This is a genomic window from Actinoplanes sp. NPDC026619, from assembly GCF_040638295.1.
GTDB lineage: Bacteria > Actinomycetota > Actinomycetes > Mycobacteriales > Micromonosporaceae > Actinoplanes.
Genome location: NZ_JBEZYA010000005.1, coordinates 58,349 through 83,680 on the forward strand (window position 1 = coordinate 58,349; position 25,332 = coordinate 83,680).

The 25,332-nt window shown below is 70.4% G+C and carries 33 protein-coding genes; 15 read left to right on the forward strand and 18 right to left on the reverse strand.

Annotation, left to right across the window (positions count from 1 at the left end; genetic code table 11):
• Positions 1–26: 26 nt before the first annotated feature.
• Positions 27–236 carry a hypothetical protein gene (locus AB0E90_RS13120; protein WP_360403473.1) on the reverse strand — a complete coding sequence of 70 codons (210 nt, stop codon included), beginning with the start codon at positions 234–236 and terminating at the stop codon, positions 27–29.
• A gap of 157 nt (positions 237–393) precedes the next feature.
• Here AB0E90_RS13120 and AB0E90_RS13125 point away from each other — a divergent pair, with 157 nt between their 5' ends.
• On the forward strand, positions 394–1,233 hold the full coding sequence (locus AB0E90_RS13125) for a tetratricopeptide repeat protein (RefSeq protein WP_360403475.1): 840 nt from the start codon (positions 394–396) through the stop codon (positions 1,231–1,233).
• Here the strand turns inward: AB0E90_RS13125 and AB0E90_RS13130 are convergent.
• Positions 1,230–1,640: a MarR family transcriptional regulator gene (locus AB0E90_RS13130; protein ID WP_360403477.1), complete on the reverse strand. Its 411-nt coding sequence runs from the start codon at positions 1,638–1,640 to the stop codon at positions 1,230–1,232. The genes AB0E90_RS13125 and AB0E90_RS13130 overlap by 4 nt on opposite strands.
• Positions 1,641–1,719: 79 nt before the next feature.
• On the opposite strand from AB0E90_RS13130, the gene AB0E90_RS13135 reads away from it, so the two are divergent.
• Positions 1,720–3,486 carry an ABC transporter ATP-binding protein gene (locus AB0E90_RS13135; RefSeq protein WP_360403479.1) on the forward strand — a complete coding sequence of 589 codons (1,767 nt, stop codon included), beginning with the start codon at positions 1,720–1,722 and terminating at the stop codon, positions 3,484–3,486.
• Positions 3,487–3,565: 79 nt separating this feature from the next.
• Positions 3,566–4,195 carry a hypothetical protein gene (locus tag AB0E90_RS13140; RefSeq protein ID WP_360403481.1) on the forward strand — a complete coding sequence of 210 codons (630 nt, stop codon included), beginning with the start codon at positions 3,566–3,568 and terminating at the stop codon, positions 4,193–4,195.
• 1 nt (position 4,196) lies between these two features.
• On the opposite strand, the gene AB0E90_RS13145 is transcribed toward AB0E90_RS13140, so the two are convergent.
• Positions 4,197–4,535, reverse strand: a complete 339-nt coding sequence (locus AB0E90_RS13145; RefSeq protein WP_360403483.1) for a VOC family protein — start codon at positions 4,533–4,535, stop codon at positions 4,197–4,199.
• A 21-nt stretch (positions 4,536–4,556) separates the two neighbouring features.
• On the opposite strand from AB0E90_RS13145, the gene AB0E90_RS13150 reads away from it, so the two are divergent.
• Positions 4,557–5,180, forward strand: coding sequence for a nitroreductase family protein (locus AB0E90_RS13150; RefSeq protein ID WP_360403485.1), 624 nt, complete (start codon positions 4,557–4,559; stop codon positions 5,178–5,180).
• A 100-nt stretch (positions 5,181–5,280) separates the two neighbouring features.
• On the opposite strand, the gene AB0E90_RS13155 is transcribed toward AB0E90_RS13150, so the two are convergent.
• Genes AB0E90_RS13155 through AB0E90_RS13165 form a run of 3 tightly spaced genes read right to left on the reverse strand, consistent with a single transcriptional unit; the run spans position 5,281 to position 6,700 of the window.
• Positions 5,281–5,691 (reverse strand): DUF1232 domain-containing protein, encoded by a 411-nt coding sequence (locus AB0E90_RS13155; RefSeq protein ID WP_360403489.1) that lies wholly within the window; start codon positions 5,689–5,691, stop codon positions 5,281–5,283.
• The gene (locus AB0E90_RS13160) at positions 5,676–6,371 is read right to left on the reverse strand and encodes a cation transporter (protein WP_360403490.1); all 696 of its coding nucleotides are present in this window, start codon (positions 6,369–6,371) and stop codon (positions 5,676–5,678) included. Before AB0E90_RS13160 ends, AB0E90_RS13155 begins: the two co-directional genes overlap by 16 nt.
• Complete coding sequence (locus AB0E90_RS13165; protein WP_360403492.1) at positions 6,371–6,700, reverse strand: metalloregulator ArsR/SmtB family transcription factor; 330 nt, start codon at positions 6,698–6,700, stop codon at positions 6,371–6,373. The genes AB0E90_RS13160 and AB0E90_RS13165 overlap by 1 nt, the downstream gene beginning before the upstream one ends.
• 97 nt (positions 6,701–6,797) lie before the next feature.
• On the opposite strand from AB0E90_RS13165, the gene AB0E90_RS13170 reads away from it, so the two are divergent.
• The gene (locus AB0E90_RS13170; protein ID WP_360403494.1) at positions 6,798–7,250 is read left to right on the forward strand and encodes a GNAT family N-acetyltransferase; all 453 of its coding nucleotides are present in this window, start codon (positions 6,798–6,800) and stop codon (positions 7,248–7,250) included.
• Here AB0E90_RS13170 and AB0E90_RS13175 read toward each other — a convergent pair.
• Positions 7,247–7,756: a hypothetical protein gene (locus AB0E90_RS13175; RefSeq protein ID WP_360403496.1), complete on the reverse strand. Its 510-nt coding sequence runs from the start codon at positions 7,754–7,756 to the stop codon at positions 7,247–7,249. The two genes, AB0E90_RS13170 and AB0E90_RS13175, sit on opposite strands and share 4 nt — an antisense overlap.
• A gap of 292 nt (positions 7,757–8,048) precedes the next feature.
• On the opposite strand from AB0E90_RS13175, the gene AB0E90_RS13180 reads away from it, so the two are divergent.
• On the forward strand, positions 8,049–8,771 hold the full coding sequence (locus tag AB0E90_RS13180; RefSeq protein ID WP_360403498.1) for a hypothetical protein: 723 nt from the start codon (positions 8,049–8,051) through the stop codon (positions 8,769–8,771).
• A gap of 45 nt (positions 8,772–8,816) precedes the next feature.
• On the forward strand, positions 8,817–9,494 hold the full coding sequence (locus AB0E90_RS13185; RefSeq protein ID WP_360403500.1) for an NAD(P)-binding domain-containing protein: 678 nt from the start codon (positions 8,817–8,819) through the stop codon (positions 9,492–9,494).
• Between the two features lie 8 nt (positions 9,495–9,502).
• Here AB0E90_RS13185 and AB0E90_RS13190 read toward each other — a convergent pair whose 3' ends face one another.
• The gene (locus AB0E90_RS13190) at positions 9,503–10,744 is read right to left on the reverse strand and encodes a DUF4832 domain-containing protein (RefSeq protein WP_360403502.1); all 1,242 of its coding nucleotides are present in this window, start codon (positions 10,742–10,744) and stop codon (positions 9,503–9,505) included.
• Positions 10,745–10,772: 28 nt separating this feature from the next.
• Positions 10,773–11,624: a LysR family transcriptional regulator gene (locus AB0E90_RS13195; RefSeq protein ID WP_360403504.1), complete on the reverse strand. Its 852-nt coding sequence runs from the start codon at positions 11,622–11,624 to the stop codon at positions 10,773–10,775.
• Between the two features lie 83 nt (positions 11,625–11,707).
• Here AB0E90_RS13195 and AB0E90_RS13200 point away from each other — a divergent pair, with 83 nt between their 5' ends.
• On the forward strand, positions 11,708–12,577 hold the full coding sequence (locus AB0E90_RS13200) for an EamA family transporter (RefSeq protein ID WP_360403506.1): 870 nt from the start codon (positions 11,708–11,710) through the stop codon (positions 12,575–12,577).
• A 3-nt stretch (positions 12,578–12,580) separates the two neighbouring features.
• Here AB0E90_RS13200 and AB0E90_RS13205 read toward each other — a convergent pair whose 3' ends face one another.
• The 3 genes from AB0E90_RS13205 to AB0E90_RS13215 form a co-directional block, all read right to left on the reverse strand.
• The gene (locus AB0E90_RS13205) at positions 12,581–13,219 is read right to left on the reverse strand and encodes an MATE family efflux transporter (RefSeq protein ID WP_360403508.1); all 639 of its coding nucleotides are present in this window, start codon (positions 13,217–13,219) and stop codon (positions 12,581–12,583) included.
• A complete protein-coding gene (locus AB0E90_RS13210; protein ID WP_360403510.1) occupies positions 13,201–13,530 on the reverse strand; it encodes a hypothetical protein in 330 nt (109 codons plus the stop codon). The genes AB0E90_RS13205 and AB0E90_RS13210 overlap by 19 nt, the downstream gene beginning before the upstream one ends.
• Before the next feature lie 69 nt (positions 13,531–13,599).
• A complete protein-coding gene (locus tag AB0E90_RS13215) occupies positions 13,600–14,037 on the reverse strand; it encodes a MarR family transcriptional regulator (protein WP_360403512.1) in 438 nt (145 codons plus the stop codon).
• A gap of 160 nt (positions 14,038–14,197) precedes the next feature.
• Between AB0E90_RS13215 and AB0E90_RS13220 the strand changes: the two genes are divergently transcribed.
• Positions 14,198–14,491: a hypothetical protein gene (locus AB0E90_RS13220; protein ID WP_360403514.1), complete on the forward strand. Its 294-nt coding sequence runs from the start codon at positions 14,198–14,200 to the stop codon at positions 14,489–14,491.
• 34 nt (positions 14,492–14,525) lie between these two features.
• Here AB0E90_RS13220 and AB0E90_RS13225 read toward each other — a convergent pair whose 3' ends face one another.
• Positions 14,526–15,470: a cyclase family protein gene (locus AB0E90_RS13225; RefSeq protein ID WP_360403516.1), complete on the reverse strand. Its 945-nt coding sequence runs from the start codon at positions 15,468–15,470 to the stop codon at positions 14,526–14,528.
• 108 nt (positions 15,471–15,578) lie between these two features.
• On the opposite strand from AB0E90_RS13225, the gene AB0E90_RS13230 reads away from it, so the two are divergent.
• Positions 15,579–16,598, forward strand: coding sequence for a hypothetical protein (locus AB0E90_RS13230; protein WP_360403518.1), 1,020 nt, complete (start codon positions 15,579–15,581; stop codon positions 16,596–16,598).
• Positions 16,599–16,601: 3 nt separating this feature from the next.
• On the opposite strand, the gene AB0E90_RS13235 is transcribed toward AB0E90_RS13230, so the two are convergent.
• Positions 16,602–17,099 carry a carboxymuconolactone decarboxylase gene (locus AB0E90_RS13235; protein ID WP_360403520.1) on the reverse strand — a complete coding sequence of 166 codons (498 nt, stop codon included), beginning with the start codon at positions 17,097–17,099 and terminating at the stop codon, positions 16,602–16,604.
• A 118-nt stretch (positions 17,100–17,217) separates the two neighbouring features.
• Between AB0E90_RS13235 and AB0E90_RS13240 the strand changes: the two genes are divergently transcribed.
• Both AB0E90_RS13240 and AB0E90_RS13245 read left to right on the forward strand, forming a co-directional pair.
• Entirely contained in the window at positions 17,218–18,042 is an 825-nt protein-coding gene (locus AB0E90_RS13240) for an SAM-dependent methyltransferase (protein ID WP_360404366.1), read from the forward strand.
• 153 nt (positions 18,043–18,195) lie between these two features.
• Positions 18,196–19,566: a DUF4157 domain-containing protein gene (locus AB0E90_RS13245; RefSeq protein WP_360403522.1), complete on the forward strand. Its 1,371-nt coding sequence runs from the start codon at positions 18,196–18,198 to the stop codon at positions 19,564–19,566.
• A gap of 59 nt (positions 19,567–19,625) precedes the next feature.
• On the opposite strand, the gene AB0E90_RS13250 is transcribed toward AB0E90_RS13245, so the two are convergent.
• Positions 19,626–20,027 (reverse strand): TIGR03618 family F420-dependent PPOX class oxidoreductase, encoded by a 402-nt coding sequence (locus tag AB0E90_RS13250; protein WP_360403524.1) that lies wholly within the window; start codon positions 20,025–20,027, stop codon positions 19,626–19,628.
• A gap of 264 nt (positions 20,028–20,291) precedes the next feature.
• Here AB0E90_RS13250 and AB0E90_RS13255 point away from each other — a divergent pair, with 264 nt between their 5' ends.
• On the forward strand, positions 20,292–21,056 hold the full coding sequence (locus tag AB0E90_RS13255) for a maleylpyruvate isomerase family mycothiol-dependent enzyme (RefSeq protein ID WP_360403526.1): 765 nt from the start codon (positions 20,292–20,294) through the stop codon (positions 21,054–21,056).
• 273 nt (positions 21,057–21,329) lie between these two features.
• Here AB0E90_RS13255 and AB0E90_RS13260 read toward each other — a convergent pair whose 3' ends face one another.
• Complete coding sequence (locus AB0E90_RS13260; protein ID WP_360403528.1) at positions 21,330–21,983, reverse strand: hypothetical protein; 654 nt, start codon at positions 21,981–21,983, stop codon at positions 21,330–21,332.
• Positions 21,984–22,162: 179 nt separating this feature from the next.
• Here AB0E90_RS13260 and AB0E90_RS13265 point away from each other — a divergent pair, with 179 nt between their 5' ends.
• The gene (locus tag AB0E90_RS13265) at positions 22,163–22,627 is read left to right on the forward strand and encodes a YdeI/OmpD-associated family protein (protein WP_360403530.1); all 465 of its coding nucleotides are present in this window, start codon (positions 22,163–22,165) and stop codon (positions 22,625–22,627) included.
• Between the two features lie 68 nt (positions 22,628–22,695).
• Here the strand turns inward: AB0E90_RS13265 and AB0E90_RS13270 are convergent, their stop codons facing one another.
• Complete coding sequence (locus AB0E90_RS13270; protein ID WP_360403532.1) at positions 22,696–22,929, reverse strand: hypothetical protein; 234 nt, start codon at positions 22,927–22,929, stop codon at positions 22,696–22,698.
• A gap of 418 nt (positions 22,930–23,347) precedes the next feature.
• On the opposite strand from AB0E90_RS13270, the gene AB0E90_RS13275 reads away from it, so the two are divergent.
• Complete coding sequence (locus AB0E90_RS13275; protein ID WP_360403534.1) at positions 23,348–24,622, forward strand: MFS transporter; 1,275 nt, start codon at positions 23,348–23,350, stop codon at positions 24,620–24,622.
• On the opposite strand, the gene AB0E90_RS13280 is transcribed toward AB0E90_RS13275, so the two are convergent.
• Positions 24,573–25,316: a helix-turn-helix domain-containing protein gene (locus tag AB0E90_RS13280; RefSeq protein WP_360403536.1), complete on the reverse strand. Its 744-nt coding sequence runs from the start codon at positions 25,314–25,316 to the stop codon at positions 24,573–24,575. The genes AB0E90_RS13275 and AB0E90_RS13280 overlap by 50 nt on opposite strands.
• Positions 25,317–25,332: the final 16 nt, after the last annotated feature.

A 25,332-nucleotide genomic window follows, 5' to 3' on the forward strand; every position in this document is an offset into this window, starting at 1 on the left:
GGAGAAATGGGTAGAGGTGGGCCGCCTCAGACCGTGACGTCGAACCGGTTGTTGCCGCGGGCCTGGGCGTACGCCTGCCGGCTCTCCACGATCGCGGCCTTGTCGGCCGCGATGATCCGGTGGTCCGAGCCGGCCTCGACGTCGGCGGTCAGCCGCCGCCAGTCGGTGGTCAGGTGGATCTGGGCGATGTGGGAGCCCCACTGGGCGTTGGCGCTGCTACCGATCCGAATGCTCATCGCGATTCCTTTCGCTCCTGAGTTGCACCCGCTTGCATCGGTCGCCCGCACCCACCGGTTGAGGGTCGCCGGAGTGAACTGGGCCACTCCGAAGTGACAACCAGAGGGCACCCGAAGCCTTCGCAGGTCGCCCGGTGCCAGGCCGATCTGCTCGGGCGTGCATACCGAACTCCTCCTCGACCAGGCCGGCGACCTGCTGAACGGTGGCCGCGCCGGCCAAGCCGCGACCCTGCTCGCCCCCGTCGTGGGGGAGGAGCCCGGCAACACCGAAGCGTGGCTGCTGCTCGCCCGCGCCCACCTCGAGCTGCGGCAGCCCGCCGCCGCGCTGGACGCGGCCCGGCACGCCCTGCAGCTCGAGCCGAACGGCATCGAGGCGCTCTACTGGGTCAGCGCCGCCTACACCGCGTCCGGCCGGCACGAGATGGCGGTGACCGCCGCGGTCGCCGGGTGCGCCGAGGACCCGGGCAACCCCCGCCTCATCGAGCGGCACGGCCGGGCGCTGCTCGCGGCCGGCCGGGTGAGCGAGGCCGAGCGGGTGCTGATCGCCGGCGCCGAGTTCGCCCACTACGACGCCGACCTGCACGTCGCCCTCGGGGTGGCGCTGTTCGCCGCCGGGCGGCCGCTCAGCGCCCGGGAGGCGCACGGCCGGGCGCTCACGCTCGAGCCGGCGCACGCCCGGGCCGAAGGGGAGCTGCGCCGGATCACCGCCGCCGAGCAGAAGATCGTCGACGCCGAGTCGCTGATCCGGGTCACCGACGAGTTCGCCGAGTCGCTGCGCATCCCGGCCGGCGGCATCGGCGCCGCCCCGGCCCCGGCCACCGGCGTGCTGGCCCACCTGTCCACGGTTGTCTTCGCGGTCTGCCTGGTCGCGCTGATGGTGCTGGGCCTCCTCGACCGGATGACCTCGTTCGCCGCGCCGTGGACGCTGACCCTGGCCCTGCTGTGCGCGGCCGGCTCGGCCGCCTGCGTGATCCTGCTGGCCCGGCGAAAGGCTTAGTCTTCGCGCAGTTTCCGCAGGATGGCCGACAGAGCGGACCGGTCGTCGGCCGTCAGCTTCTCGAAGAACTCCTCGCCGGAGGCCTGCCGGGCGGCCCGGATCGCGTCGGAAGTCGCGATGCCGCGCGGTGTCAGCGACAGCAGCGTGGCCCGGCGATCGGCGGGGTCGGGCTCCCGGAGCGCGAGACCGAGCTCGGTCAGCGAGTCGGCCACCTCGGTCGCCGACCGCGGGGCGATCCGCAGGTGGTCGGCGAGGGTGCTCAGCCGTACACCTGGATGGCGGGAGAGAACGCTCAGAGCGCGAGCCAGGGAGGGGTTGAGGTCCCACTGCTCCAGGGCCGAGCGGGTGCGGTGGCGAAGCCGCCGGGCCACCGTCCAGAACTCCTCCGACAGGCTCTCCTCGTCCACGCGGAATACGCTAGCACCAACTCCTGTTGTAGCCTCAAGATGAGGTAACCTCAGTATTTACTGATGACAGGAGAAGCACTTGGATAGGCCCCGAGGCAAGAAACCCACCGAAGCCGAGAAGAAGCAGGCCCGCGAGGTCTCCCTGCGTCGCATCGGCGCCCTGTTCACCGAGCACCGCTGGCCGCTGACCACCGTCGTGCTCATCATCGTCGTCTCGTCGATCCTGGCGATGGCGTCACCGTTCCTGCTGCGCGCGGTCATCGACGACGCGCTGCCACAGGCCGACGTGCGCCTGCTCGTCTGGCTGGTGATCGGCATGGTCGCCGTCGCCGCCGTGACCAGCGCCCTCGGCGTCGTCCAGACCTGGATCTCGACCGCCGTCGGCCAGAAGGTCATGCACCGGCTGCGCGTCGACGTCTTCACCCACCTGCAGCGCCAGTCGATCGGGTTCTTCACCCGCACCCGCACCGGCGAGGTGCAGTCGCGCATCACCAACGACATCGGCGGCATGGAGGCGGTGGTCACCTCGACCGCCACGTCCATCGCATCGAACCTGACCACCGTGGTTGCCACGGTCGTCGCGATGGCCGCGCTGTCCTGGCGGCTGTCCCTGGTGTCGCTGGTCGTGCTGCCGCCCGCGATCTACCTGTCGAGGCGGGTCGCCCGGATGCGCCGGGAGATCACCGCCCAGCGCCAGCGCGAGCTCGCCGACCTGAACGTGACGATCGAGGAAGGGCTGTCGATCAGCGGCGTCCAGCTGGCCAAGACGATGGGCACCGGGCCCGCGCTGATCAGCCGCTTCACCGCTTCGTCGACCCGGCTCATCGATTTGGAGCTGCGCTCCGAGCTGGCCGGCCGGTGGCGGATGGCGGCCATGTCGATCGTGTTCGCCGGCATTCCCGCCGTGATCTACCTCGCGGCCGGACTCCCGCTGACCAGAGGCACGATGAGCATCGGCACCCTGGTCGCGTTCACGGCGCTGCAGACCAACCTGTTCCGCCCGCTGATGGGCCTGCTCAACGTCGGGGTGCAGCTGACCGCGTCGCTCGCCCTTTTTGCGCGGATCTTTGAATATCTGGACCTGTCAGTGGATATCCAGGAGCCGGAAAGGCCTGTCCGAATTGTCGCGAAAGGCCACCTGCGCTTCGAGGGCGTCACGTTCGCCTATCCCGGCAGCGAGGAGGCCGCGGTGGCGGGAGTGAGCCTCGACGTGCCCGCCGGGACCTCCCTGGCCCTGGTCGGCGAGACCGGCTCCGGCAAGAGCACCCTCGCCGCCCTGATCGCCCGCCTCTACGACCCGACCGCCGGCCGGATCACCATCGACGGCGTCGACCTGCGCGACCTCACCCTGGCCGACCTGACGTCGATCGTCGGCGTGGTCAGCCAGGAGACCTACCTGCTGCACACCACCGTGCGGGAGAACCTGCGCTACGCCCGCCCCGACGCCACCGACGAGCAGATCGTCGCCGCCGCCAAGGCCGCCCAGATCCACGACCGGATCGCGGCGCTGCCGGACGGCTACGACACCATGGTCGGCTCGCGCGGGCACCGGTTCTCCGGCGGCGAGAAGCAGCGCATCGCGATCGCCCGCACCCTGCTGCGTGACCCCCGCATCCTGGTGCTCGACGAGGCCACCAGCGCCCTCGACAACGAGACCGAGCGGGCCGTGCAGCGCGCCTTCGACGAGCTCGCCCGGGGCCGCACCACGGTCACCATCGCGCACCGACTCTCCACCATTCGCGACGCCGACCAGATCGTCGTCGTCGACCACGGCCGCGTCCTGGAGTCCGGCACGCACGAGATGCTGGTCGGCGCGGGCGGCCGGTACGCGGCGCTGGCGTCGTAATCCTCAACCAGGCCCGGCCGCCGACCGAATACCGCAGGCGACACCCCGCCCGCAAGCGAGACTTGGATAGGACCAGCTGATGACGCAGGCCACGCGCGAGATGCCGGTCCGGGCCGATACCTGGCGGCCCACCGACCCGGTCATGGAGACCCTCATCCGCCGGTGTGCCGCCGACGCCGAGGCGGGCGCGGCCCGTGACGGCGTCCGCGAGTACATGGCGGGCGCGCTGATCCTCGTGATCCTGTTCGTGATCCTGCTGATCGCCGGTGTCGCCACCGCCGCGGCCATCATGATCCCGCTGGCCCTGTTCGGCGCCGGCGCCCTGTACATGGTGCAGAGCGCCCGCCCGGAACCGGTCGACCGCCGCAAGGCCCTCGACGTCATCGGCGGCCCCGGCAACCTGCCGGCCGGCTACCTGGTCCACCCCGGCGCCTGGTCGGCCGGCATGCGCGAGCACGTCGCCGCCGTCCCGCAGTCGCAGCTGCAGGCGGCCGTCGACATGGCCCGGACCTTCCCCGGCTCGGTCAACGACCTGCTCAGCTTCAGCGGCACGATCGCGTCCCAGCTCCCGCCGGTCAAGCACCACCTGACCCCGGAGGACGTGAAGAAGCGGTCGCGCGACATGGTGCACGTCGGCCTGCCGCTGATCAAGGAGTTCAACGAGAAGTACCCGAAGGCCGCGCTGCCCAGCGGCAAGAAGAAGAAGTAGCTCAGGACTCCACGCAGAACTCGTTGCCTTCCGGGTCCTGCATGACGACGAGGTCGCCGTGGACAGCGAACACGGTGGCGCCGAGACCTTCGAGGCGCTTCACCTCCTCCGGGACACCGCCAGGCGCGCGCAGGTCGAAATGCAGGCGCAGCTTGGCGGTCCGCCCTTCCGGCACCCGCTGGAACCACAGGTTAGGCGCGCCCCACCCCGGCGCCTCCACGAACGCCTTGTCCGCGGTGGCGTCGACGTCCAGCTCACCACCCAGCGCGGCGGCCCAGAACCGGGCCACCACGAGGGCGTCGGCGCAGTCGAACGTCAGGCTCTTCACATAGGTGGCCACGACGACCATTATCGTGAACCCATGCCGGAACCGCTCGACGTGCTGGAAGCCCTGCACAGCACCCCCGCCCGCCGTTACCTGTCGGACGCCCCCATCCCCGACGAGATCGTCCGCGACATCCTCGACGCCGCCGTGCGCGGCCCGAGCGGCGGAAACACCCAGCGCTGGGCCTGGATCGTGGTCCGCGACCCCGAGGTCAAGGCGAAGATCGCCGAGTTCTACCTGGAAGGCTGGGACAAGGCCTACGGGGTGAACCGCGAGAAGATCCTCGCCGACCCCGAAGGCATGAGCGCGGCCAGCTTCAACGCCGCCGACCACCTCGCCAACCACCTGGCCGAGGCCCCCGTCTGGATCTTCCCGGTCCTCCTCGGCGCCGCGAAGTCACAGAACCCACGCCTCGGCTCGTCCATCTACGGCGCCGTCCAGCAGTTGATGCTGGCCGCCCGCGCACACGGCATCGGCAGCACGCTGACCACCCTCTACATGGCCCACGAGCCCGAGGTCCGCACCCTGCTGGGCCTCCCGGACGACGCCCTCACGATGGCGCTGATCCCGCTCGGCTACCCGGCAAAGGGCCGCTGGGCGCAGCCGAAACGCCGCCCCCTGGACGAGGTCGTCTTCTTCGAGAAGTTCAAGACCCCTTAGCCGTACGAGGGCCCGCCCGGTCCCCGCCACTTAGCCCGGCACCGCCACCGGTCACCCCCGGTGCCGCGGCCACCGGCTGGAGCGCGGGGCCGGCCGGCCCTCAGCTCGCTCGCGTGCCGTCCTCGGGAGGCCCGAGGAGCCGCTGGATGAGCCGGGTCTCGCCGGGCCAGGCGGCCAGGATGACGTCGCGGGGGACATGCCGGGCGGCGTAGCGCAGCGCGAGGGCCACCACCACGATGTCGTCGAGCGGCCCGATGACGGGGATGAACTCCGGGATCAGGTCGATCGGGCTGGCGACCCACAGCCCGGCGATGATGATCGCGACTTTGGCGCGACGCGGAACCCGGGGGTCCTTGCGCAGCCGGCGAACGGTGGTCACGCAGTCCGGGATGAACGCGGCGAGGTCACGCAGAATGCCGGGCGGCAGCCGCCGGGCAAGCACGATCAGCATAAGCCAGCTCACGACCATGCACCCGGCCGCGATCCCCAGGCCGATCAGCCAGTCGCGCATGGACAGTCACCGCCTTCCGCCGTTGCCGCCCGTGGGTTCGCCGGTGCGCAGCAGGCGTCGCCGCGCCACGCGTCGCGGCCCTCCTTGACGGCGACCGCGGCAATGACCAGGGCGGCGACCGGGTCGGCCCAGCTCCAGCCGAACAGGCTGTTGACGCCCAGGCCGACGAGCAGGACCGCGGACAGGTAGGTGCAGAGCAGGGTCTGCTTGGAGTCGGCGACCGCAGTGCGGGAGCCGAGCTCACGGCCGGCGCGCCGCTGGGCCCAGGACAGGCCGGGCATGACCGCGAGCGAGACCGCGGCGAGGACCAGCCCGACGGCGGAGTGCCCCGCTTCGCCACCGCCGGCCAGCGCCCGCAGCGACTCGACGCTGACGTAGGCGGCGAGCGCGAAGAACGAAACCGCGATGATCCGCAGCGCGGTCCTCTCCCGGGCCTCGGGGTCACGGCCGGCGAACTGCCAGGCAACCGCCGCGGCCGAGGACACCTCGATGACCGAGTCGAGCCCGAACCCGATCAGCGCGGTGGAGTCCACCGCGGCGCCGGCACTGATCGCGACGACCGCCTCGACCACGTTGTAGCTGATGGTGGCGGCGACCAGCAGCCGGACCCGCCGGCCGAGCGCTGCTTTCCGCTGCGCGGCCGGACCGACCGGGGTGAGCGGGACCATCGGCAGGTTCATCAGCAGCAGCCCTTGTCGGCCGCGTCGGGGCAGGCGGCCGGGTCGACGGCCAGCACGAGCCCGAGCAGATCGTCGAGGGCATGCCGGATCCGGACGTCGGCCAGCTCGTAACGCGTGCGCCGGCCCTCAGGAACCGCGACGACCAGCCCGCAGCCGCGAAGGCAGGCGAGGTGGTTGGACAGGTTCTGCCGGCTGACCCCGAGCAGATCGGCCAGCTCGGCCGGGTAGCCGGGCGCCTCACGCAGCGCAAGCAGCAGCCGGGCGCGGGTGGCATCCGACAGAGCATGGCCGAAGCGCGCAAGAACCTGGCCGTGCGTCACCGTCTCCATGTCCCGACAATACAGCGAGCGCTGTATTCAGCAAAAGCTGTACCCCCAGAGGCGATCGACGACGACTCGGTGCTGCGCCGGCAACGGCGTTCGCCGGATGGTTAAGGTCCCGGCTATGAGTGTTGACGTCGAGGTGGTGCGTGCGGCGACCGACGAGCTGGTCAAGGCGTTCGGGCGGCTGCTTCCGCAGCTGTCGCGGTCGGCCGGGGCGCTGGACGCCGCGGCGCTGACGGCGCTGGTCACGTGGCCGGGCAACCGGCAGCTCGTCGCCCGCGCCGACGGCGAGATCGTGGGCGCGCTGACCCTGGTGCTGTTCCCGATCCCGACCGGCCTGCGGGCCTGGATCGAGGACGTCGTCGTCGACGAGGCGGCCCGGGGGATGGGCGTCGGCGCGGCCCTGACCCGGGAGGCGGTGCGGCTGGCGCGGGAGGCCGGCGCCCGCACCGTCGACCTGACCTCGCGGCCGTCCCGGGCGGCGGCCAACCGGCTGTACGAGCGCCTGGGCTTCGAGCTCCGCGATTCCAAGGTCTACCGGCTCGCCACCCCCTAGACCGGGTCCTCCTCGTCGTCGCGCAGTTTCACGGCCCAGCAGAGGGCGCCGCCCCAGGCGTTGACCAGGATGGCGCCGGCGAGGAGTTCGCGGCGCTCGGCGCGGCTGTTGGCTCGCCACTGCGCGTTGGTGACCGGAACGAGTGAGTCGTCTCGCAGCTTGAGCGCGTAACCGCCCGAAGGGGTGCGCACCGAGCCACCCGGTGGGTCGTGGGTCACCCCGGAGAGGTACACGCCGATGGCCAGCGCCGTGGCCAGAAGCACGCCCGCGCGGATTCCGTTGCCGACCCACCGCAGCAGGGAGGCTACCTGCGCCGAGTCGGGGCGGCCGTCGGTGCGGCCCTCCGCCACGCCGAACGCGCCGCCGACCAGCGCGGGTGCCGAACAGGCCAGGACCAGCGCGAACGCGACCAGCGGGGTGTGCGGTCCACTGGCGACGGACGAGTCGGCGAGCAGGCCCAGACAGGCGAGCAGAGCCAGTACGGCCCACCCGGCGGCTATCGGCATAGGCGCAGCGTAAGCATTCGCGCACAATTTCTGGGCCCCGCCTCTTGCTTGCGACGTATCCATCCCCGAATATGGCTTAGCACCTCGTTCGGGGCTATTTGCCGTGGCGGCGGCTCGTGATCTGAGGAACGGAAAAATCAGCGCCCAACTGGATACTGTCACGTCCTTCAGCGGCGATGGCCGCCTGCTCGCAACGACCGCCCCCAACGGCGACCTGAAATTGTGGACCGTCCCCTCCCCGAGACGCCCGCGACTGCTCACTCGTCTTCGTGACCGCCACCGGGTGGTCGCGGTGGCCTGGAACCCGGTCGCCGCCGACGTCCTGGCAACACTGTCGATCGCCGGCCGCATCACGGTCTGGCGGCTGCGTGGCTCGTCCGCGCCCGAGGAACTGCTGTCCGTGCGATCACCGGCGGCCGGCCCGGCCGCGCTGGCCTGGCTGTCCGACGGTCGTTTCCTGGCCTGTGCGCCCGCTGACGGTGTGGTCAGCGTGTGGAGCATCGACACCGGTGTTCGTCATGCCCAGATCCTGGGCCGCCCGTCGGCGTGTGTGGCTCTGCACGCCGACCGGAACGACGTGCTGCACGCCGCCTACGAGGACGGCACCATCCGCCGGACGAGCCCACTGTTGCAGCCGGGCCGGCCGCGGTCGCAGCAGTTCTCGCCGATCACCGCGGCTGCCTGGTCGTCGAGCGGCCGCACCCTGGCGGTGGCGCATCCCGGCGGCTTCTTCGAGATCCACGACGAGGACCTGTACGTCCGCTGGACCGGCCAGGTCGCCACGACGGCGCCGCTGATCCTGGCCTGGCACGACGACGCCGCCCTGGTGGTGGCCGAGCGCACCACGCGGTCCCTGACCGCCTTCGACCCGGCCGGCGCCACGCTGTGGCAGCGGCAGCTGAGCCCGGAGCCGGCCGCCATGTCGGCCGCCGACGACATCCTGGCCGTGGGCTGCTACAACTACGCCCCGCTGTTCGTGGATCTGAGTGACGGGTCACTGTTGGCCGCTGCCTGATCAAAAGCGGAAATGAGCCGGGCCGCAATCGTGTTGGCTCACGGCATGACGACTGTGGGATTCATCGGCAGTGGGAACATCGGCGGGACCGTGGCCCGGCTCGCCGTCCAGGGCGGCTATGACGTGGTGCTCAGCAACTCGCGCGGGCCGGAGACGCTGGCCGGCCTGGTCGGCGAGCTCGGGCCGAAGGCGACGGCGGCCACCGCGGCCGAGGCGGCCGCGGCCGGCGACATCGTGGTGGTGAGCGTGCCGTTCCACGTGTTCCCGAAGCTGCCCGCCGAGGAGCTGGCCGGCAAGGTCGTGCTCGACACGAACAACTACTACCCGCAGCGCGACGGGAACGTGCCCGAGCTCGACGAGGGCCTGGCCACCAGCGCCGAGGTCGAGCAGCGCTTCCTGACCGGCGCCAAGCTGGTCAAGGTCTTCAACAACATCTTCTTCAAGCACCTGGGCAACCTGGCCCGGCCGCAGGGCGATGCCGAGCGCACCTCGCTGACGATCGCCGGCGACGACGCCGCGGCGAAGCTGGTCGCGACCGAGTTCCTCGACGCGATCGGCTACGACGCGGTCGATGCCGGGCCGCTCAGCGAGAGCTGGCGGTTCGAGCCGGGGCAGCCCGCCTACGGGCCGCCCTACGGCAGTTTCGAGGACCCGGCCGGCACCCCGGCCAGCGCCGAGAAGGTGCGGGCCGCACTGGCGGAGGCCAAGAAACCCGCAAACTGACGCGGAGGCTAAGAAACCCGCAAACTGACGCCGAGACTGTTTCCGCCCGGGTTGGCCAGCTGGATCGCATACGCGGGGTCGGTGGCCAGCCGGGCGGACGGGTCGGGCAGAGCCAGCGACAACGCGTAGCTCCCGGTGCGGGCGGGCGCCTTGAACGACACGGTCAGCGTGACCGATCTTCCGGGCGCGAACGTGCGCAGGTCGGCCGGGACGGTGACGGTCGTGGTGCCCACCCTGAGTTGGATCGGACGAGTCTGGACCGGCGCCGCGTACCCCTCGTTGGTCAGAGTGATCTTCGCGGAGAGTGACGTGCCGGCCTTGGCGCTGGTGGGCAGCACCGCATCGGTCAGGCGGAGGCGGTAGCCGAGCCGTCGGCTTGCCTCGGCGAGCCGGGCGGCGCCCCACGAGTCGAGGACGTCGGCGTTGAACGACGGGTTCAGGTAGGTCCAGTGGTAGGCCGCCATCTCGGCCGAGGCGTTCGCCCAGCCGGAGCGGGCCGACGGGTCGCACGTCTCGCCGCCGACCAGGAACGACTGGGACGCCAGCCAGGTCCGGTCGTCGGCGGCGGTGTAGGTGCCGTAGTCGTCGTCGCCGGCCAGGAAGCAATCGTCGTGCACGCCGACCCGGGCCACCGCCGGCGCGTAGGCGCGTTTGTAGCCGGGCGTGCGCAGCTGGATGGGCGCCGGAGTGGCCGCCAGCAGCGCGGAGACCACCTGCTTGCGGGCGGCGGTGGCGGTGAGCGGGAAGTTCTGCGAGTAGTACCACTCGCCCCAGGTGCCGATGAAGCCCGCCTGCACCGCGACCAGCAGGTCGGCGTTGCCGGTGAGGATCGGCTTGAGCTGGGCGATGTGCTTGAGCACCCGGGCGAGCGGCGCGTCCTGGGCATCGGTCGACGTGTAGGCGAACCGGACGACCAGCTTGACGCCGGCCGTGCGCGCCGCCGCGAAATCGGCCTTGATCAGGGCGAGATCGGCCGCCGAGATGGTGTCGACGCTGCGGTATTTCTCCAGGTAGAAGGTGCGGTAGACGACGGTGTGCGCCTCGTTGGTGCGCTCCTGCGCCAGCTCGGCGGCGTCCAGCGGGACATAGGCGACGCCGGCCGCGAGATGCGCTTCGGTGTACGTGAAGAAGCCGCGCCCGGGGTTCGCGACGACCGCGTCCGTCCCGGTGTAGGTCATGGTGGTGCTGCTGGTCGTGGCGGGGACCGCGACGGGGGTGGCCAGCAGAAGAGCGGCCAGGAGGAGACGCATGGCCGGGAGATCGGCCCGGTCCGGCTGATCATGAGACAAGCAGCCGGAGAATCAGGGCGAGCGGCGGCCAGGCGGTCCGGCCGCGGCGACTGATGGCGTACGCGCGGAGCACGACCTCCGGGCTCTGCAAAGGGAGCACCTCGACGCCGTGAAGAACCGGCCGGTCGGCGGGCAGCAACCCCACCCCGACCCCGGCGATGATCAGATCCTGCACCAGGTCGAGGCTGTCGCAGCGGTGCGCGATCCGCGGCGAGAACCCGTGCAGCGACGCGAGGGTGCGGGCGACCAGCTCGTCGGCGGTGTTGCGCGAGTTGACGATCCAGTCCTGCGCCCACGCCTCGCCGATCGGCATCCCGGCCGGCACCGCGAGCCCCCACGGCACGGTCCACAGCGCCCGCGTGTCGTAGCGGTCGGGGAACGACACCGGCGCCAGGTTGTACTCGTAGGTGAGCGCGAGATCCATCTCGTCCGCGTCGAGCAGCGCGAACGCCTCGGCCGGCTCGTGCTCGTGGATCTGCAGCCGCACCCGCGGATGGTCGCGGGCCAGCAGCGCCTGCACCGGCAGCAGCGACCGCCGGATCGCGGTGGCGAAACCGGCGACCCGCACCTCCCCGGCCGGCGAGGCATCCGGGTCGAGGTCGAGCCGGGCCGCCTCGACGGCGGCCAGGATCGTCACGCCGTGCGCGGCCAGCCGCCGGCCGGCCGGGGTGAGCCGCACCCGGCGGCCGTCCGGTTCGACGAGCGCCGCCCCGGCGTCGCGGGCGAGGATGGCGAGCTGCTGGGACACGGTCGAGGTGGTGAGGCCCATCTCCTCGGCGACCTCCCGCATCGAGCCGAGCCGGGCCAGTTCGACGAGTAACCGCAGCCTGCGCGTCTCCATCCGGCCATTGTTCGCAAACATCGAACGGTATGTCCAGGATCGGCACGTGGACACGAACAATCGATCGGCCGTACAACGAAGGCATGACAAGGGGAACCGCACTGGCCGTGGCCGCGATGCTGACCGTTCAGGCGAGCATCGCGGCGAGCGTGGGTCTGATCGGGGAGATCGGCGCCGAGGGCGCCGCCTGGCTGCGCCTGTCCTGGGCCGGCCTGCTGCTGCTCGTGCTGATCCGGCCGCGGCCGCGCGATTTCAGCCGGCGTGATCTGGGCGCCACCGCCCTGCTCGGGGTGGCCACCGCCGGCGCCACGATCCTGTTCATGGCCGCGGTCGGGCGGCTGCCGCTCGGCACCGCCAGCGCGATCGAGTTCCTCGGGCCGCTCGGCGTGGCCGTCGCCCAGAACCGCCGCAACATGACGTGGCCGGTCCTGGCCGCGGCCGGGGTCCTGCTGCTGACCCGCCCCTGGGAGGGTGGCGTCGACCTGGCCGGGGTCGCGTTCGCGCTGGGCGCGGCGGTCTGCTGGGGCGCCTACATCGTCCTGACCCAGAAGGTCGGCGACCGGGTCGACGGCCTCAAGGGCCTCGCGGTGTCGATGCCGGTGGCGGCCCTGGTCGCGACGCTCACCGTGCACCCGTCGGCGATCGCGGCGCTGACCGGCGGCCAGGTCCTGCGTGGCCTGGTGCTCGGCGCGATGATGCTGGTCGCGTTCGGCATGGAGATGCTCGCCCTGCGCCGGCTGACGACGGCCGCCTTCGGCACGCTGATGGCCCTGGAGCCGGCGTTCGGCCTGCTGATCGGCGCGGTCGGGCTGCACCAGACCCCCGGCGTGCTCGGCGTCGCCGGCGTCGGCCTGGTGGTCACCGCCGGCATCGGCGCGACCCGGCGCGGAGCTCGCCCCGCTGTGCACGGCGAAATGCGGCAGCCGGTGGCGGCCGCGTCATCGCTACCTTGACGATCAGGCCTCGAGCATTTCCTCGGCGCGCTCCGGGCTGCCCGCGGCGAGGCCGCGGTCGATCGCCCGGCGGGAGGCCAGCCACATCACCAGGCCGACCCCGAAGACGATGCACTCGGTGACGGTCAGCGCCCAGATGATGCCGGACAGGCCGAACCAGAGCTTGCCGAGCAGCACGATCGGGATGAACAGGATGCCCTGCGTCAGCGACATGACGGTGGCCGGCAGCGCCCGCCCGGTGGCCTGGAACAGCGAGGTGATCAGCCCGGTGAACCCGTTCGCGATCATCGCGGTGAGCTGCGCGGTGATGATGGTGACGCCGATCGCGAGGACCGAGCGGTCGGACACGAACGCGGTGAACACCTGCTCGCGGAAGAGGTAGACGGTCACCGAGAAGATCAGCGCGATGCCGCCCACGGTGATCGCCGACGCCCGCAGCGCCGCCGTCAGCCGCTGCCGGTCGCCCTTGCCGTAGGCGTAGGCCAGCAGCGGCAGCACACCCAGCGTCACGCCCATCACCAGGAACTCCGGCACCTGCGCGATCCGGACCGCAACACCCATCGCGGCGAGCGGGCCGTCGCCGTAGCCGGCCGCGAGGTTGTTGAGCACCAGCGAGGTGACGATCAGGAAGCCGGCTTGCAACAGCTCACCGACACCGCGCCGAGCAGCCGCGACATGAGCGCGCCGCCGCCGACGCCGAACACGCCGCCGACCGCCATGACCAGGCCGAGCAGCGGGGTGCCGAAGGTGATCGCGGCGAGCAGCGCGCTGTCGTGCAGCGAGCCGACGAAGCCGCCGTTGATGACGTTGTAGACCGCGCTGACGATCATCGCGGCGGCCATCGGCACGCAGAGGTGCACGAGGGCCCGGGCGATCGGCGCGGCGGACAGGTACCAGCGGTTGGTGCCGACGGCGTCGGTGTTCACCGGGCTTTCGAGGGTGGTGGTGGTCATGACTGCGCCTTCTTCCGGGCAGGGGTCATCGCGCGTCCTCGGACGCGTCGTTCGGGGGTGTGCGGGCGGTTACCGCGTCGGGTGCGGCAACTCCGCCGTGATCTTCGTCAGCAGGGTCTGCAGGGCGTCTCGCTCGGCCTGGTCGAGCGGGGCGAGGATGGCCTCCTCGACGCCGGCCATCGCGGTGTCGAACCCGGCGATGAGCTCGGTGCCGGCCGGCGTCGCGAAGACCCGCTTGCTGCGCTCGTTGCCGCTCTCGGTGCGGCGCTCGACGAGGCCGCGGCGCTCGAGGCCCTGCAGCAGGCTCGAGACGCTGGCCGCGCTGGTGCGGCTGACCTCCGCGATGTCGCGCTGGATCGCACCCGGGTTCTGCGCCAGGTAACCCAGCACGAAGCTCTGCTCGTGACTGAGCCCGCGCTCCCGGATCCAGTCCTCGCCGGCCTTGCGCTGGGCCCAGCCGATCCAGCGCATCAGGTCGAGGTTGGTGGTGAGCTTCGGTGCGTCCATGTTTAGAACTTTAAATGTTAGAGCTCTAACTGTCAATACTCGAACTTTCTGGCGCGGGTGGCAGCTGTTCTTATCGGCAGCGACCGGCATCCGGCCAAGACGTCTGTGGGAAAGGTAACGGCGGATTGACGGGACCGGCGGAACGGCAAAGCGTGGAGGGATGGCCGTGCCACCCGGGCAGACCCACGACGACTTCGAGGCGCCTGCGGCGCTGCGGAACCTGGTCGCGTGCGAGTTGCATGCGCAGCTGGCGTTGCGGTGCGAGACGATCGCCCTGGCCGACGTCGCGGGGGTCGCCGACGCGGTCGCCCGGCGGCTGGCGCAGACGTTCCGCAGCGAATGGGTGCCGGCCTGGGCCGGCGAGCCCGACGACGACGAACCGCTGGGATCAGAAGCAGCCGTCTTCCACGCCGGCCTCATGCCCGCCGGGAGATATCCGATCTTCGATCGGTGAGTTCGGTGCACGTGTGCGCCGACGATGCCGTGGGTCAGAACGTGGCGATCGGGTTGACCGGGCTGCCGGACGTGCCGGCGAGGCGGACCGGCGCGACGGCGAGCTGGAAGTCCCACCGGCCGAGCTCGGCGGCCGTCGCCGCGCACGCCTCCAGGTCGCAGTTGTCGAGCAGCCACAGGCCCATCGCGACCAGGCTCACGGCGTGCACCGGCATCAGCACGTCGTGATAACCCGACGGCTGAACGTCCTGGGGCGTGTCCGCGCCGATCAGGGCGACCTCGCGTTCGTGCAGCCACGGCAGGCAGGACGCGTGCCAGCCGGCCTGGGTGAAACCGATGGCCGCGCCGTTCTCGTGCCGGGCGCGGCCGAAGCCGGTTCGCAGCAGCACCGCGTCGCCGGATCGCACCCGTACGCCCTGGCGGCGCTCGGCCTCCTCGAGATCGGCGGGAAACACGCCCTGCCCCGGTTCCAGCCAGTCGACGTCCCGGACCGCCGCGACGTCGAGCAGGACACCGCGCGTGACGATCCCGTCCGCCGCCGCCGTGACGGCCGCCCACGCCGAACCCGTTTCGGGGTCGACCAGCGAGTGCGGCCGCCCGTTATACATCTCGCCGTCCCAGAACAGGTGGCACGGCGAGTCGAGGTGGGTGACGGTGTTGCCGTGGAAGGAGAGGCCGAGCCGCTCGGACGAGAACCCCCAGCGCCGGTCGGCGTGGAAGGCGGGCACCGGGATGTTCTCCGCGCCCGGCATGTCGGCGGAGCACGGGCACGCCGTGGTCGACCGCTCCATGTCCTCCGGCGCGGCCATCTCCCAGGCGCACGACACGCTCCGGCCGTGGCGCACGGCCCGCGCCGCCGCCAGCCGGACGTCGTCGGTGATGTGGTTCAGCGTCCCGCGCTCGTCGTCGCCGCCCCAGCGTCCCCAGTTCGACAGCGTGCTGAAGTATCCGAGCACCTCATCCTGGGTGGGCACCGTCATCCCCGCATCGACTCCTCCGGTCAAAGCCCGCTGAACTGGCCAGACATTACCGCGCGGGTGGGCGCGAATCGCCTGCGCCGGCCGTCGTCCGAAGGGTTTCCTGGGACGGTGGTACGACGAACGGTCAGACGGCACCTGCTGGTGGGGCTGTGGCCGTTCCTGGTGTTGACACTGGTCCAGGTCGGACAGCTGCTGTTGCACCGCCAGGTTCTGCCGTACGCCGGGACACTCGCCGTCGCCGCGTTGCTCGGCCACGCCGCCTCGTGGGGCGACCGCCCGTGGAGCCCGGTTCCTGGTCCGGGCGCGCCGCAGCTGGCCGGGCTGGGTGGGCTGGCCGCGATCATGGCCGCCGCCGCGGTGGTCGACCACGGCAACGGTGGCTACGGGTGGCCGGCCGGCTTCGGCCCGGACGCGGGCGCGGCGGCGATCATGCCGGCCGTGCTGGCCGCCGTGCTGCTGCCGGTCGCGGTCGCCGGCGCGATCCAGGCGGGCTCACGCCCGCGACTGCGCCGGGCCGGGATCGCGCTGCTGCCGGCCTTCGCGGTCTCGGCCGGCCTGCTCGGTACGGCTGCGGGCGTGCCGTGGCCGGGCGCGCGACCGACCGTCCTGGTTTGCGTTGCGGTCCGCACGCCGTGCGCCCTGCCCGACGGGGCGGAGGTGGTCACGGCCCCGGCGCGTTCGGAGCCGGAGATGGATCAGGTCCTCCGGCAGTTCACCGCGGCGGGCGACCCCGCGGGACTGGTCGACGACATGCGAGCGTTCGCCGGGCAGGCGGGCGGCTACCGTCTGCGCGCGGCCGTGGTGCGGTTCCTCGGAACGCCGGGCGGGACCAGGCTGACCGTCTCCGTCGCGAAGACCATTCTGAGAACCATGGACACCGTGTGCGCCGAACGCGGAACCCCGACGTGGAGCACCTGGATGTCGGATCCGCCTTTTCCCCTCGACCCGTTGGACTTCGGTGGTACGCAACGGTGGTTCGATGCCCAGGACTCCGCCGTCTTCGACCTCGAGGTCACCTCGTACCTGGACGTGACCGGTGCGTCGCGGGCCGGCGCGTCGGCCGCCCTCGAGGCCGCGTTGCTGCTGGTGGGCCTGGGGCTGGTCGTCCGCCGGGTCTTCCCGGTCTGACGTTCAGGCCGGCGGCTGCAGGTAACCGTTCTCGGCCAGGGCGCGAGCATGCCTCGCATATGCGTCCGGGTCGTCCGGGGTGAAGGTGTCGAGCCCGTCGACGTACCGGTTGAACATGCTGAACGCCGCCGCGATCAGCACGGTGTCGTGAACGGCCCGGTCGTCGGCCCCGGCCGCGCGGGCCCGCGCGATGTCCCCGGCGGTCACCGAGCGGCCGTCCACCCGGACCTTCTCGGCGATGGCCAGCAACGCGTCCATCATGGGTTCCGGGCCGGACCCGCCGCCCAGCTGGTCGGCTACCGCGCCGTGTGTCCGGGCGCAGAACGTGCACTCGTTGCCGCGGGACACGTACGCGGCAATGCTTTCCCGCTGCCCCGGGGTGAGCGGTGAAGGACCGCGCAGCAGCGCTTCGGCGAGGCTGTTGAGCGGGCCCGCGGTCTGCGGATAGGCGGCCAGCAGACCGGCGATGCCGGGAAGCGGCGGGAGCGGGATGTGTGCCACCCGCACAGGTGATCACGCACGCCTGCCGATGTCCACGGCGGATCGGCTGGTTCTCGGCGACCGCTACGATGCAGACCGGTGGATCTCGCGGCACGTCACGGATGACAGGGGGATCGTGTTGACGAACGACAGCTCGGAAGTCTCGACGCCGATCGACATGACCCGCCCGCATCCGGCGCGGCGGTACGACTACTGGCTAGGCGGCAAGGACAACTTCCAGGCCGACCGGGACGCCGCCGAGGCGATCGCCGCGGTCTTCCCGCACATCCGCACCGCCGCCCGGGAGAACCGCGCGTTCATGCAGCGTGCGGTCGGCCACCTGGCCGCCGAGGCCGGCGTCCGCCAGTTCCTCGACATCGGCACCGGCCTGCCCACCGCCCGCAACGTGCACGACGTCGCGCAGCGCATCGCCCCCGAGTCGCGCATCGTCTATGTGGACAACGATCCGCTCGTGCTGGTGCACGCCCGGGCCCTGCTGACCAGCTCGGCCGAGGGCGCCACCGCCTACATCGACGCCGACGCCCGAAAGCCGGAAGAGATCCTCGCCAACCCGGCGCTGCGGACCACGCTGGACTTCTCCCAGCCGATCGCGCTGCTGCTGGTGGCCCTGCTGCACTTCGTCGAGGACCACGAGAACCCGCACGACATCGTCCGGCAGCTGGTCGCCGCCCTCCCGCCCGGCAGCTACCTGGTCCTGTCACACGCGACGTTCGACCCGCTGGACGCCGACACGATCGCCGCCATGAACGCGGTGAACAAGGACATCAAACCCCTTTTCAGCCCCCGCCCGTACGCCGAGGTCGCCCGTTTCTTCGAAGGCCTCGACCTGCTGGAGCCAGGCATCGTCTCGGTCTCCGACTGGCGCCCGCAGCCCGGCCCCCGCCCCACCCCGGCCGAGGCAACCGGCTACGGAGCAGTCGCCGGCCCGATCCCGCGCCACTAGTCAGACGGTCCAGCCGGTCAGGGCGACCCCGGGCGGCGATGTCGCTCCGCTCGATGTGCCGTCGCAGCGCGCTGCCGACCTCCACGGAGAATGGCATGTTGTAGCCCGTGTGGCGGTCCTACGCTGAGGCAGCCGAATAACCAGGAGGCCACAGTGGCAAGCGTTCGGCAGGCTCTGCGCACCCATCGCGACCAGCAGGCCGACCAGTCGTCGGAGGAGCAGTTTCCCGACCTGCACCGAGCCGCGCTCAGCAACACCGCCCTGCGGAGCGTCATCGCGGGCGGGGACCTCGCCCACCCCGGCCTTGCCCGATTACTCGCGCCAGCCGCCGGCAATTCGGCCATCCAACGCCTGGTGCAGCCCATGCCCGCTGCGGCGCTCGGCGCGCTGGAGGTGAGCTCGCCGCACGACCGATCCGAGCAGGAGGCCGAACTCATCGCCCGTCAGGTGGTCGCGATGCCCGAAGGCGAAATGTCGGCTCAGCGGCGCCCGGCGCGGGGCGGCGTCGGCGCCGCGCAACTGCCGTCCGGCGTGCGCGACTATTTTGAGCCTCGCCTCGGGACCGATCTCAGCGCTGTGACCGTCCACACTGGGGCCGAGGCCGATCAGTTGAGCCGTCAACTGGATGCCCGCGCCTTCACCACTGGCAATGATGTGTACTTCCGGGACGGCGAGTACCAGCCTGACTCCGGCGCCGGCCGCGAGCTCCTCGCGCACGAGTTGGTGCACGTGGCGCAGCAGTCGCCTGGCCTGCATCGCGCGCCGGCCGAGACCGCGACGGCGGAGGCGGTCGATGCGGTCGCACTCCGCTCCGACTTCCTGCGTGATCGCGACATCTTCCTCAACCTGTGGCTGGCCGCCGCGCTGGCCGCGCTCGAGGGTGCGCCCGAGGCGAAGGACGAGGAGTCGACGGCCAACTTCTGGGTGGCTTTAGCCGGCAACCTGCTCTGGGCGGCTTCAAGCCTGGTCGCGCCCGAAGCACTGCTGATCATTCGGCTCATGTCGTTCGCCGGGGCAGCGGTCGGGTCCGGCGCGCTGGCGCAGAATCCGGAACAGCCTCCGTCCGGCAAGGAAATCGCCAGCGAGATGCTGACGAAGTCGCGCGACCTGATGGTGCAGTCATCCGGCGCCAGCATCGACGCTGCTATCGCTGACTGCCGGGCCACGCGGACCACCGACGCCGACCAGCAGCGCCAAGTCCTGTGGGGGAAGCTGTTCAATACGCCCTACAACCAGTCCGAGCCGATCCGCAAAGAGATGAAGGCGAAGATCGAGGCGGGCATGGCGGACTTCCTGAAGCAGTGGCACAACTGGAAGGACGAGATCCGCGAGGAGGCCGAGGAGAAAGGCTATTCCGGAGGGCTTCCACCGGACGTCTACGGGGATCCCAGCCTGGTGGCGAAATACGAGAAAGACCCGGAGAAGGCCTGGCGACTCGTCCAGGATCCGGTCAGCCGCGTCGGCGCTCTGGAAAGGTACCTCCGGTCGAAACGCCCCTTCCAAGCGGAGATGAAGTTCCGCTGAGTCCGCACAGGCGTCGCCCACAGATCGATACTTGATCTGAACGTGGCTGTCGGGCGAGGTCAGCCGCGTGGCGCATGGACGATCTTGTCGGCTGCGATGGTCATGATGAGGCGCACCTGGTCGCGACCTCCGAACCATGGATACGGTCGGCCGAGGTACTTGTGTGCCAGCTTGTCGATGTGTTCGGCGCCATTCTTCGTGGTCACATCGACGACGTGGCCCTTCACGGAGTAGTAGTCGGTCACGTCGTCCGGGTCGGTCACGATGACCGAGACACGCGGGTCCCGCTCGACGTTTCGGACCTTCCGAAAGCCCTCCACCGTGTTGATCACGATGTGCTCACCGTCCGTGTCGACCCATGTCTCGGTCAACTGCGGCGAGCCGTCCGGATCGACGGTGGCGACGAAGCACGGGCTCGGCCGGCGCAGGAGGACAAGCAGTCCCTCGGGCAAGGTCATCATGAGGCAAACGTACGCCGCCGAGCCGGCGGTCGGGCTCGCATTGATCCGGCGCGCTCAGTCCTCGAGCGCGGCAGCGATCTCTCCTAGCTGGGCGCGGTCGGTCGCGCGAGGTGGGCGCTTTCGTTCAAACAGGGCAACCAAAATCGCGTCACTGTCAGCGGGGTCAACCTTGCGGGCGCTGGACACCGGTTGTGCCGCGTCGCTTCGCCGCCGGAGGCAAGGAAATCGGTGTCGGTTGGCGGAGCAGGGTGGTACAAAGCCGCGGTGGGGAACACTTTGGAACTCGCTGACCTGATGCGGCTGATGCAGGAGCGATCGATCGCTTTCCAGGCGGCGGTCGCCGCGGCACCCAGCCTCGACGTGCAGGTGCCGACCTGCCCCGAGTGGACATTGCTCGACCTCGTGCAACACCTGGTGGAGGGGCGCCGCAAGTGGACCGCCATCGTCGCCGCGGGGCCTGCCGACGCTGCTGCAATCGTGTCCGCTCCGGTGGCGCCGCGTGAACGCGAGGCCTTGCTGAACTGTTTTGCCACCGCGGTGCAGGAGCAGCTGGACGCGCTGCGGGAGGCCGGACCGGACCGTGGCTGCTGGACGTGGTGGGGTGATTCGCAGTCGCCGCAGACCAGCGGTGCCGTCGCTCGCGACCAGCTCCAGCAGCTCGCCGTGCATACCTACGACGCCCAGGTCACGGTGGGCGCCCCGCAGCCACTGCCCAGCGAACTGGCCGTCGACGGGGTCGACGAGTTCCTGACCACCCGCTGCGCAGGAACGGAACCCTGGCCGCACGAGCCGGTGGTCGTCGACTACCACGTCGCCGAGGGCCGCTCATGGCGGCTCTGGGTCTCCGACGGCCGCACGCGTACCGCCCGGCTCCCCGACGGCGCTACCGCCGGTGAAGGCCCGGAGAAGGCCGACGTAGCCGTCTGGGCCACCGCCAACGAGCTGGTCTTGTTCTTCTACGGCCGGATTCAGTCGGAGTCGCTGCGTACCGAGGGCGACCGGGGCATCCTCGACCGGCTCCACGGCTAGAAGCCGGCCTGGAAACAGGCCTCGGCTGAGCGCATGGCGGTGGGTCCGCCAACCGTGACTCGTGCGCCATCGCCTCGCGCCGAGTGCATTCGCGGTATCAGCGTCGGCCGGTCCCAGCTGCAGCTCGGCCGGCGGAACGCGGGCGCCGGCGGTCGCGTTCAGTCGCGCAGCACAACCACTGCCCCTGAGCCCTCACTCACGCTCTTGCCGATGAGCGCACAGTCGATATGCGCCCAAAGGCCAGGTCGATCGGCGCTGTCGAACGGGCGAAATCTAATCCTCGGCCGTTACGTCTATCATGGTGATTTCGATGCCACACTCCTCATCGAACCACTTTCGCCGACCAAATCGGACGGAAACGTGAGCGTCGAAATGTTGCCCGACGCGGCAACTCGCTATTGCTCCCACAAATATCGGTCCCTTTGGTGCCGGTGCACCGGCGCTCACGCCGAGATGCGATCCCGACGGAAGCCCGAAGCTGCTCGGTCCGCCAGATTCGTGATTGGACGGGCTGGGGCCGATTCCTCCGAGCTTGATAGTAGTCATTTGGATCACTATGGGGGCATTCGTTGACCCCGCACTTGAAGTCCAAGGTCCGTATTTCAGATCCTGCAGCACGGGGACGGAGAGGCCGCGCCGGCGTCGCTCATTGACGATAGCTGTTCCGGCAAGAAGTTCCAGCAGCCGGTTAAGTGTTTCGGCGTCCAGGTTGCCGGAGATTACCTGCTGGTGCAGTTCTTCTCTGCTCCATGTGCGCTTGCGGCGGATCAGTTCCTGCAAAGGCGACTTGATGAGGTCGTACCCGAGGTTGCCGATGAACCCGCTCAGCAACGCGAGACCGACCCAGATCAAATGCTCCTCGAGGGCGGTAGATACCCTGGGCTGATTGACGTCCTCACCTGGCATCAGCGGATCGCGACCGGTCACGAAATCAGGCTAGCGGCTTGCGGCAATCCTGTCCGGTGCCGAAGAAGTACGGCCTTGATGCGGAGTCAGCAAGATCAGTTCACTCACCTGCCGCGATCCGTGTACCGGCGCGTCGGGTCCGGCAACGGCGCCGCACCTGCTCTCCCTCGCGACCAAGAATGCTGGCAGGATCGGTTGCCATGAAGTCCGAACACTTCGTCGCCAGGGTTGCCGCCGGGGCAGGCGGCAAACTACTGGTGCCGGTCCCGTTCAACCCCGACTCGGTCTGGGGCGCCAAACCGCGCCACCACGTTGCCGGCACCGTCAACGGCGCCCGGGTGCGGGCAGTCGTGGGAACGGCTGGCGACGGCTTCGGGTTCACCCTCGGCCCGAAATCACCGGGCGCTGGTGAATTGGCCGTCGGTACCGAGGTCACGGTGGATATCGCACCGGAAGGGCCGCAACGTGCGGATCTCGCCGACGATGTCGCCGCGGCCTTGGCGGCCGAGCCAGATGCCGGGGCGTTTTTCGACTCGCTGGCGCAGTTCTATCGTCGGGCTTACCTACGCTGGATCGATGCAACAAAACGCCGGCCTGAACAGCGCGTTGAACGCATCGCGGAGATGGTGGAGCTACTTAAAGCCGGGACCAAGGCCCGCCCTTGACGCCGTGATTCCGCACCGGCCGAGCGGAGAAGCGGTCAGGCGAAGACGGTCGAGTGCGGGGTTCACTGTCATGCCGCGGATAGGGTGCTGGTGAGCCCCGGATCGACCATCCCGGACGGCAGCGACCACTGCCCTATGATGACGGCCCCGAGATTCTTCCACCACGACCAACTGGACCGGTCGCGGCTGACCAGCGTTTTCTCCTGCCGGAACGGATCTCGGCCGATCGCGTCCTGAAACGCCGTGCCCAACTGGATCCGGCTGAACTCGCCCCGCCGCACCACCTCGGCGACCTCCGGCAACAGGGTCGCCACACGTGCCAGTTCCGCCTCCGTGAGAGTCGCCACCAGTGGGCGTGGCGGCCCGGAGCGCAACCTCAGCCTCGCCTTGCCTGTTCCGTCGCCCGAGGAGACGGTCCATACATCTTGCATAGACATGCCTGTCGTGAAGGGGTTGACCGCGGCACACGCGCTTGAACAGCAACGTCCTACCGCCAGGAACAACTAATCGGCTCGTGGGGTAGAGATACAAGAGTGTTCAAACGGCCGACGTCAGAGATCAGTCGTCTTTGTTGCTGCAGAGCGTAAGGCCCCGCAGTCTGCTCAGGAGCGCGAGATGAGGGCGTGTTCATCGACTTGGAATGTCGTCCAGCCGCGCTGATCCGCAGAAATGCCGAATGCGGCTGGGGAAAACTATGCGGCCACCGGCAGCCTGCAGTGCATGCGCAAATGGTCTCCACTGATCGCCGTCTCTCTCGGCACCTTCCTGCTGCTGGTGGACGTGCTCATCGTCGTCGTCGCCCTGCCGGCGATCTCCGACGACTTCCGGGCGGACTACGCCGACCTGCAGTGGGTCATCGACGGGTACGCCCTGTCCCTGGCCGCCCTGGTGCTCGGCGCCGGCTCGCTCGCCGATCGGTTCGGCCGCCGCCGGATCTACCTGATCGGCATCGGCATCTTCACGATCTCCTCGCTGCTCTGCGCGGTTGCCCCGAACGAGCAGGCCCTGATCGCCGCCCGGATCCTCCAGGGCCTCGGCGGTGCGGCCATGTTCGCGTGCACCGCCACCCTGCTCAACTTCACCTACCAGGGCCGCGACCGGGGTGTCGCGTTCGGCGTCTGGGGCGCGGTCAGCGGCGTTGCCGCCGCGGCCGGGCCACTCGCCGGCGGCCTGCTCACCGAGCACTTCGGCTGGCGCTGGGTGTTCCTGATCAACCTGCCGGTCTGCCTGGTCGCGATCTGGTTCACGGTGCGCGGGGTGAGCGAGTCCCGGGCGCCCAGGGGCGGCCGCTTCGACCTGCCCGGCACGATCAGCTTCACCGGGGCGGCGGCTGCGCTGACGTACGGCATGATCCGCGCCGGTGATGCCGGCTGGACCGACGGCGTGACCCTGGCCGCGTTCGCCACCGGCCTGGTCGCCCTGGTCCTGTTCCTCTTGGCCGAAGCCCGCTCGGACCACCCGATGCTCGACCTGACCCTGTTCCGCCTTCCGATGGCCGCCGCCGCCGCCCTGATCGTCGGCGCGTCCACCGGCCGGCTCCTGCAGCGGATCGCCCCGCGCTGGACCGTCGGCCTCGGCCTGCTCCTGATCGCCGCCGGCGACCTGCTGCAGGCCCGGACCGGCCCGGACAGCACCGGCGCGATCCTGATCCCCGGACTGATCGTGGCCGGTCTCGGCGTCGGCTGCGTGCTGCCCACGAACGCCTCGGCGGTGCTGGCCGAGGTGCCGCGCGAGCGCAGCGGGATGGCCGGCGGGGCGCTCAACACGTTCCGCCAGCTCGGGCTCGCGTTCGGCGTCGCGGTCTTCGGGACCGTCTTCACCGACCGGCACGGGTCTCCGGCCGGGTTCGCCGACGGACTGAACGCGACCCTGCTGATCGCCTCCGGAACTGCCCTGGCCGGCGCGATCCTGGTGCTCGTCCTGCTCCGCAAGGACCGGCAGGAGGCTAATACCGCTGCGCGTACCAGGTCGGTGGCTCGCCGAACATTCTCTTGAAGTCGCGGATGAAGTGGCCCTGGTCGGCGTAGCCGAGGTCCGCGGCCAGCGCGGCCCAGCCGATCGCCCCGCCGGCGGCCATGCGTGCGGTCACCTCGTGCAGCCGGTAACGGCGGATCACCCACTTGGGCCCGATGCCGACGTACTCCGCGAACAGCCGTTGCAAGCCCCGCACGCTCAGCCCGAGCTCGCCGGCGAGGTGTTCGACCCTGGTCACGGCCTTGTCCTCGGCGATCAGCTCGACCGCGGCCACCGCCTGGCGCACTCGGGGGTCGTCGTCCGGCAGGTGTTTCAGCAGGAAGGCCTCCACGGTCGGCACGTCGAGCGTCGTGGGCAGGTCCGGGCCGAACACCTCGGTCGCGGGGACGACGCGGTCGGTGATCGTCGAGAGGGAGGCGCCGAGGAACGGGCGGAAGCAGCCCGGCCGGAACGTGACGCCGAAGACCTGGTCACGGCCCTCGAGGACCTTGATCTGGTAGCCGCTGCACACGCCGCTGAGGTCCGCGCGGCCGCCGCCGAGCGACAGGTGCACGTTCGGGCGCGGCACGATCTTCTGCCGGTACGGCTCGGCGTAGTCCCAGCGAGCCTCCCAGTACTGCTCCACCCATGGCTCGAGCGCCGGCGACGGGCGGTGGAACGCGTGGCGCTGATATCTGGTCCACGCACTCCGCAGCTCACGAACGTCCCGCCCCACACCGCAGAGTTTATGT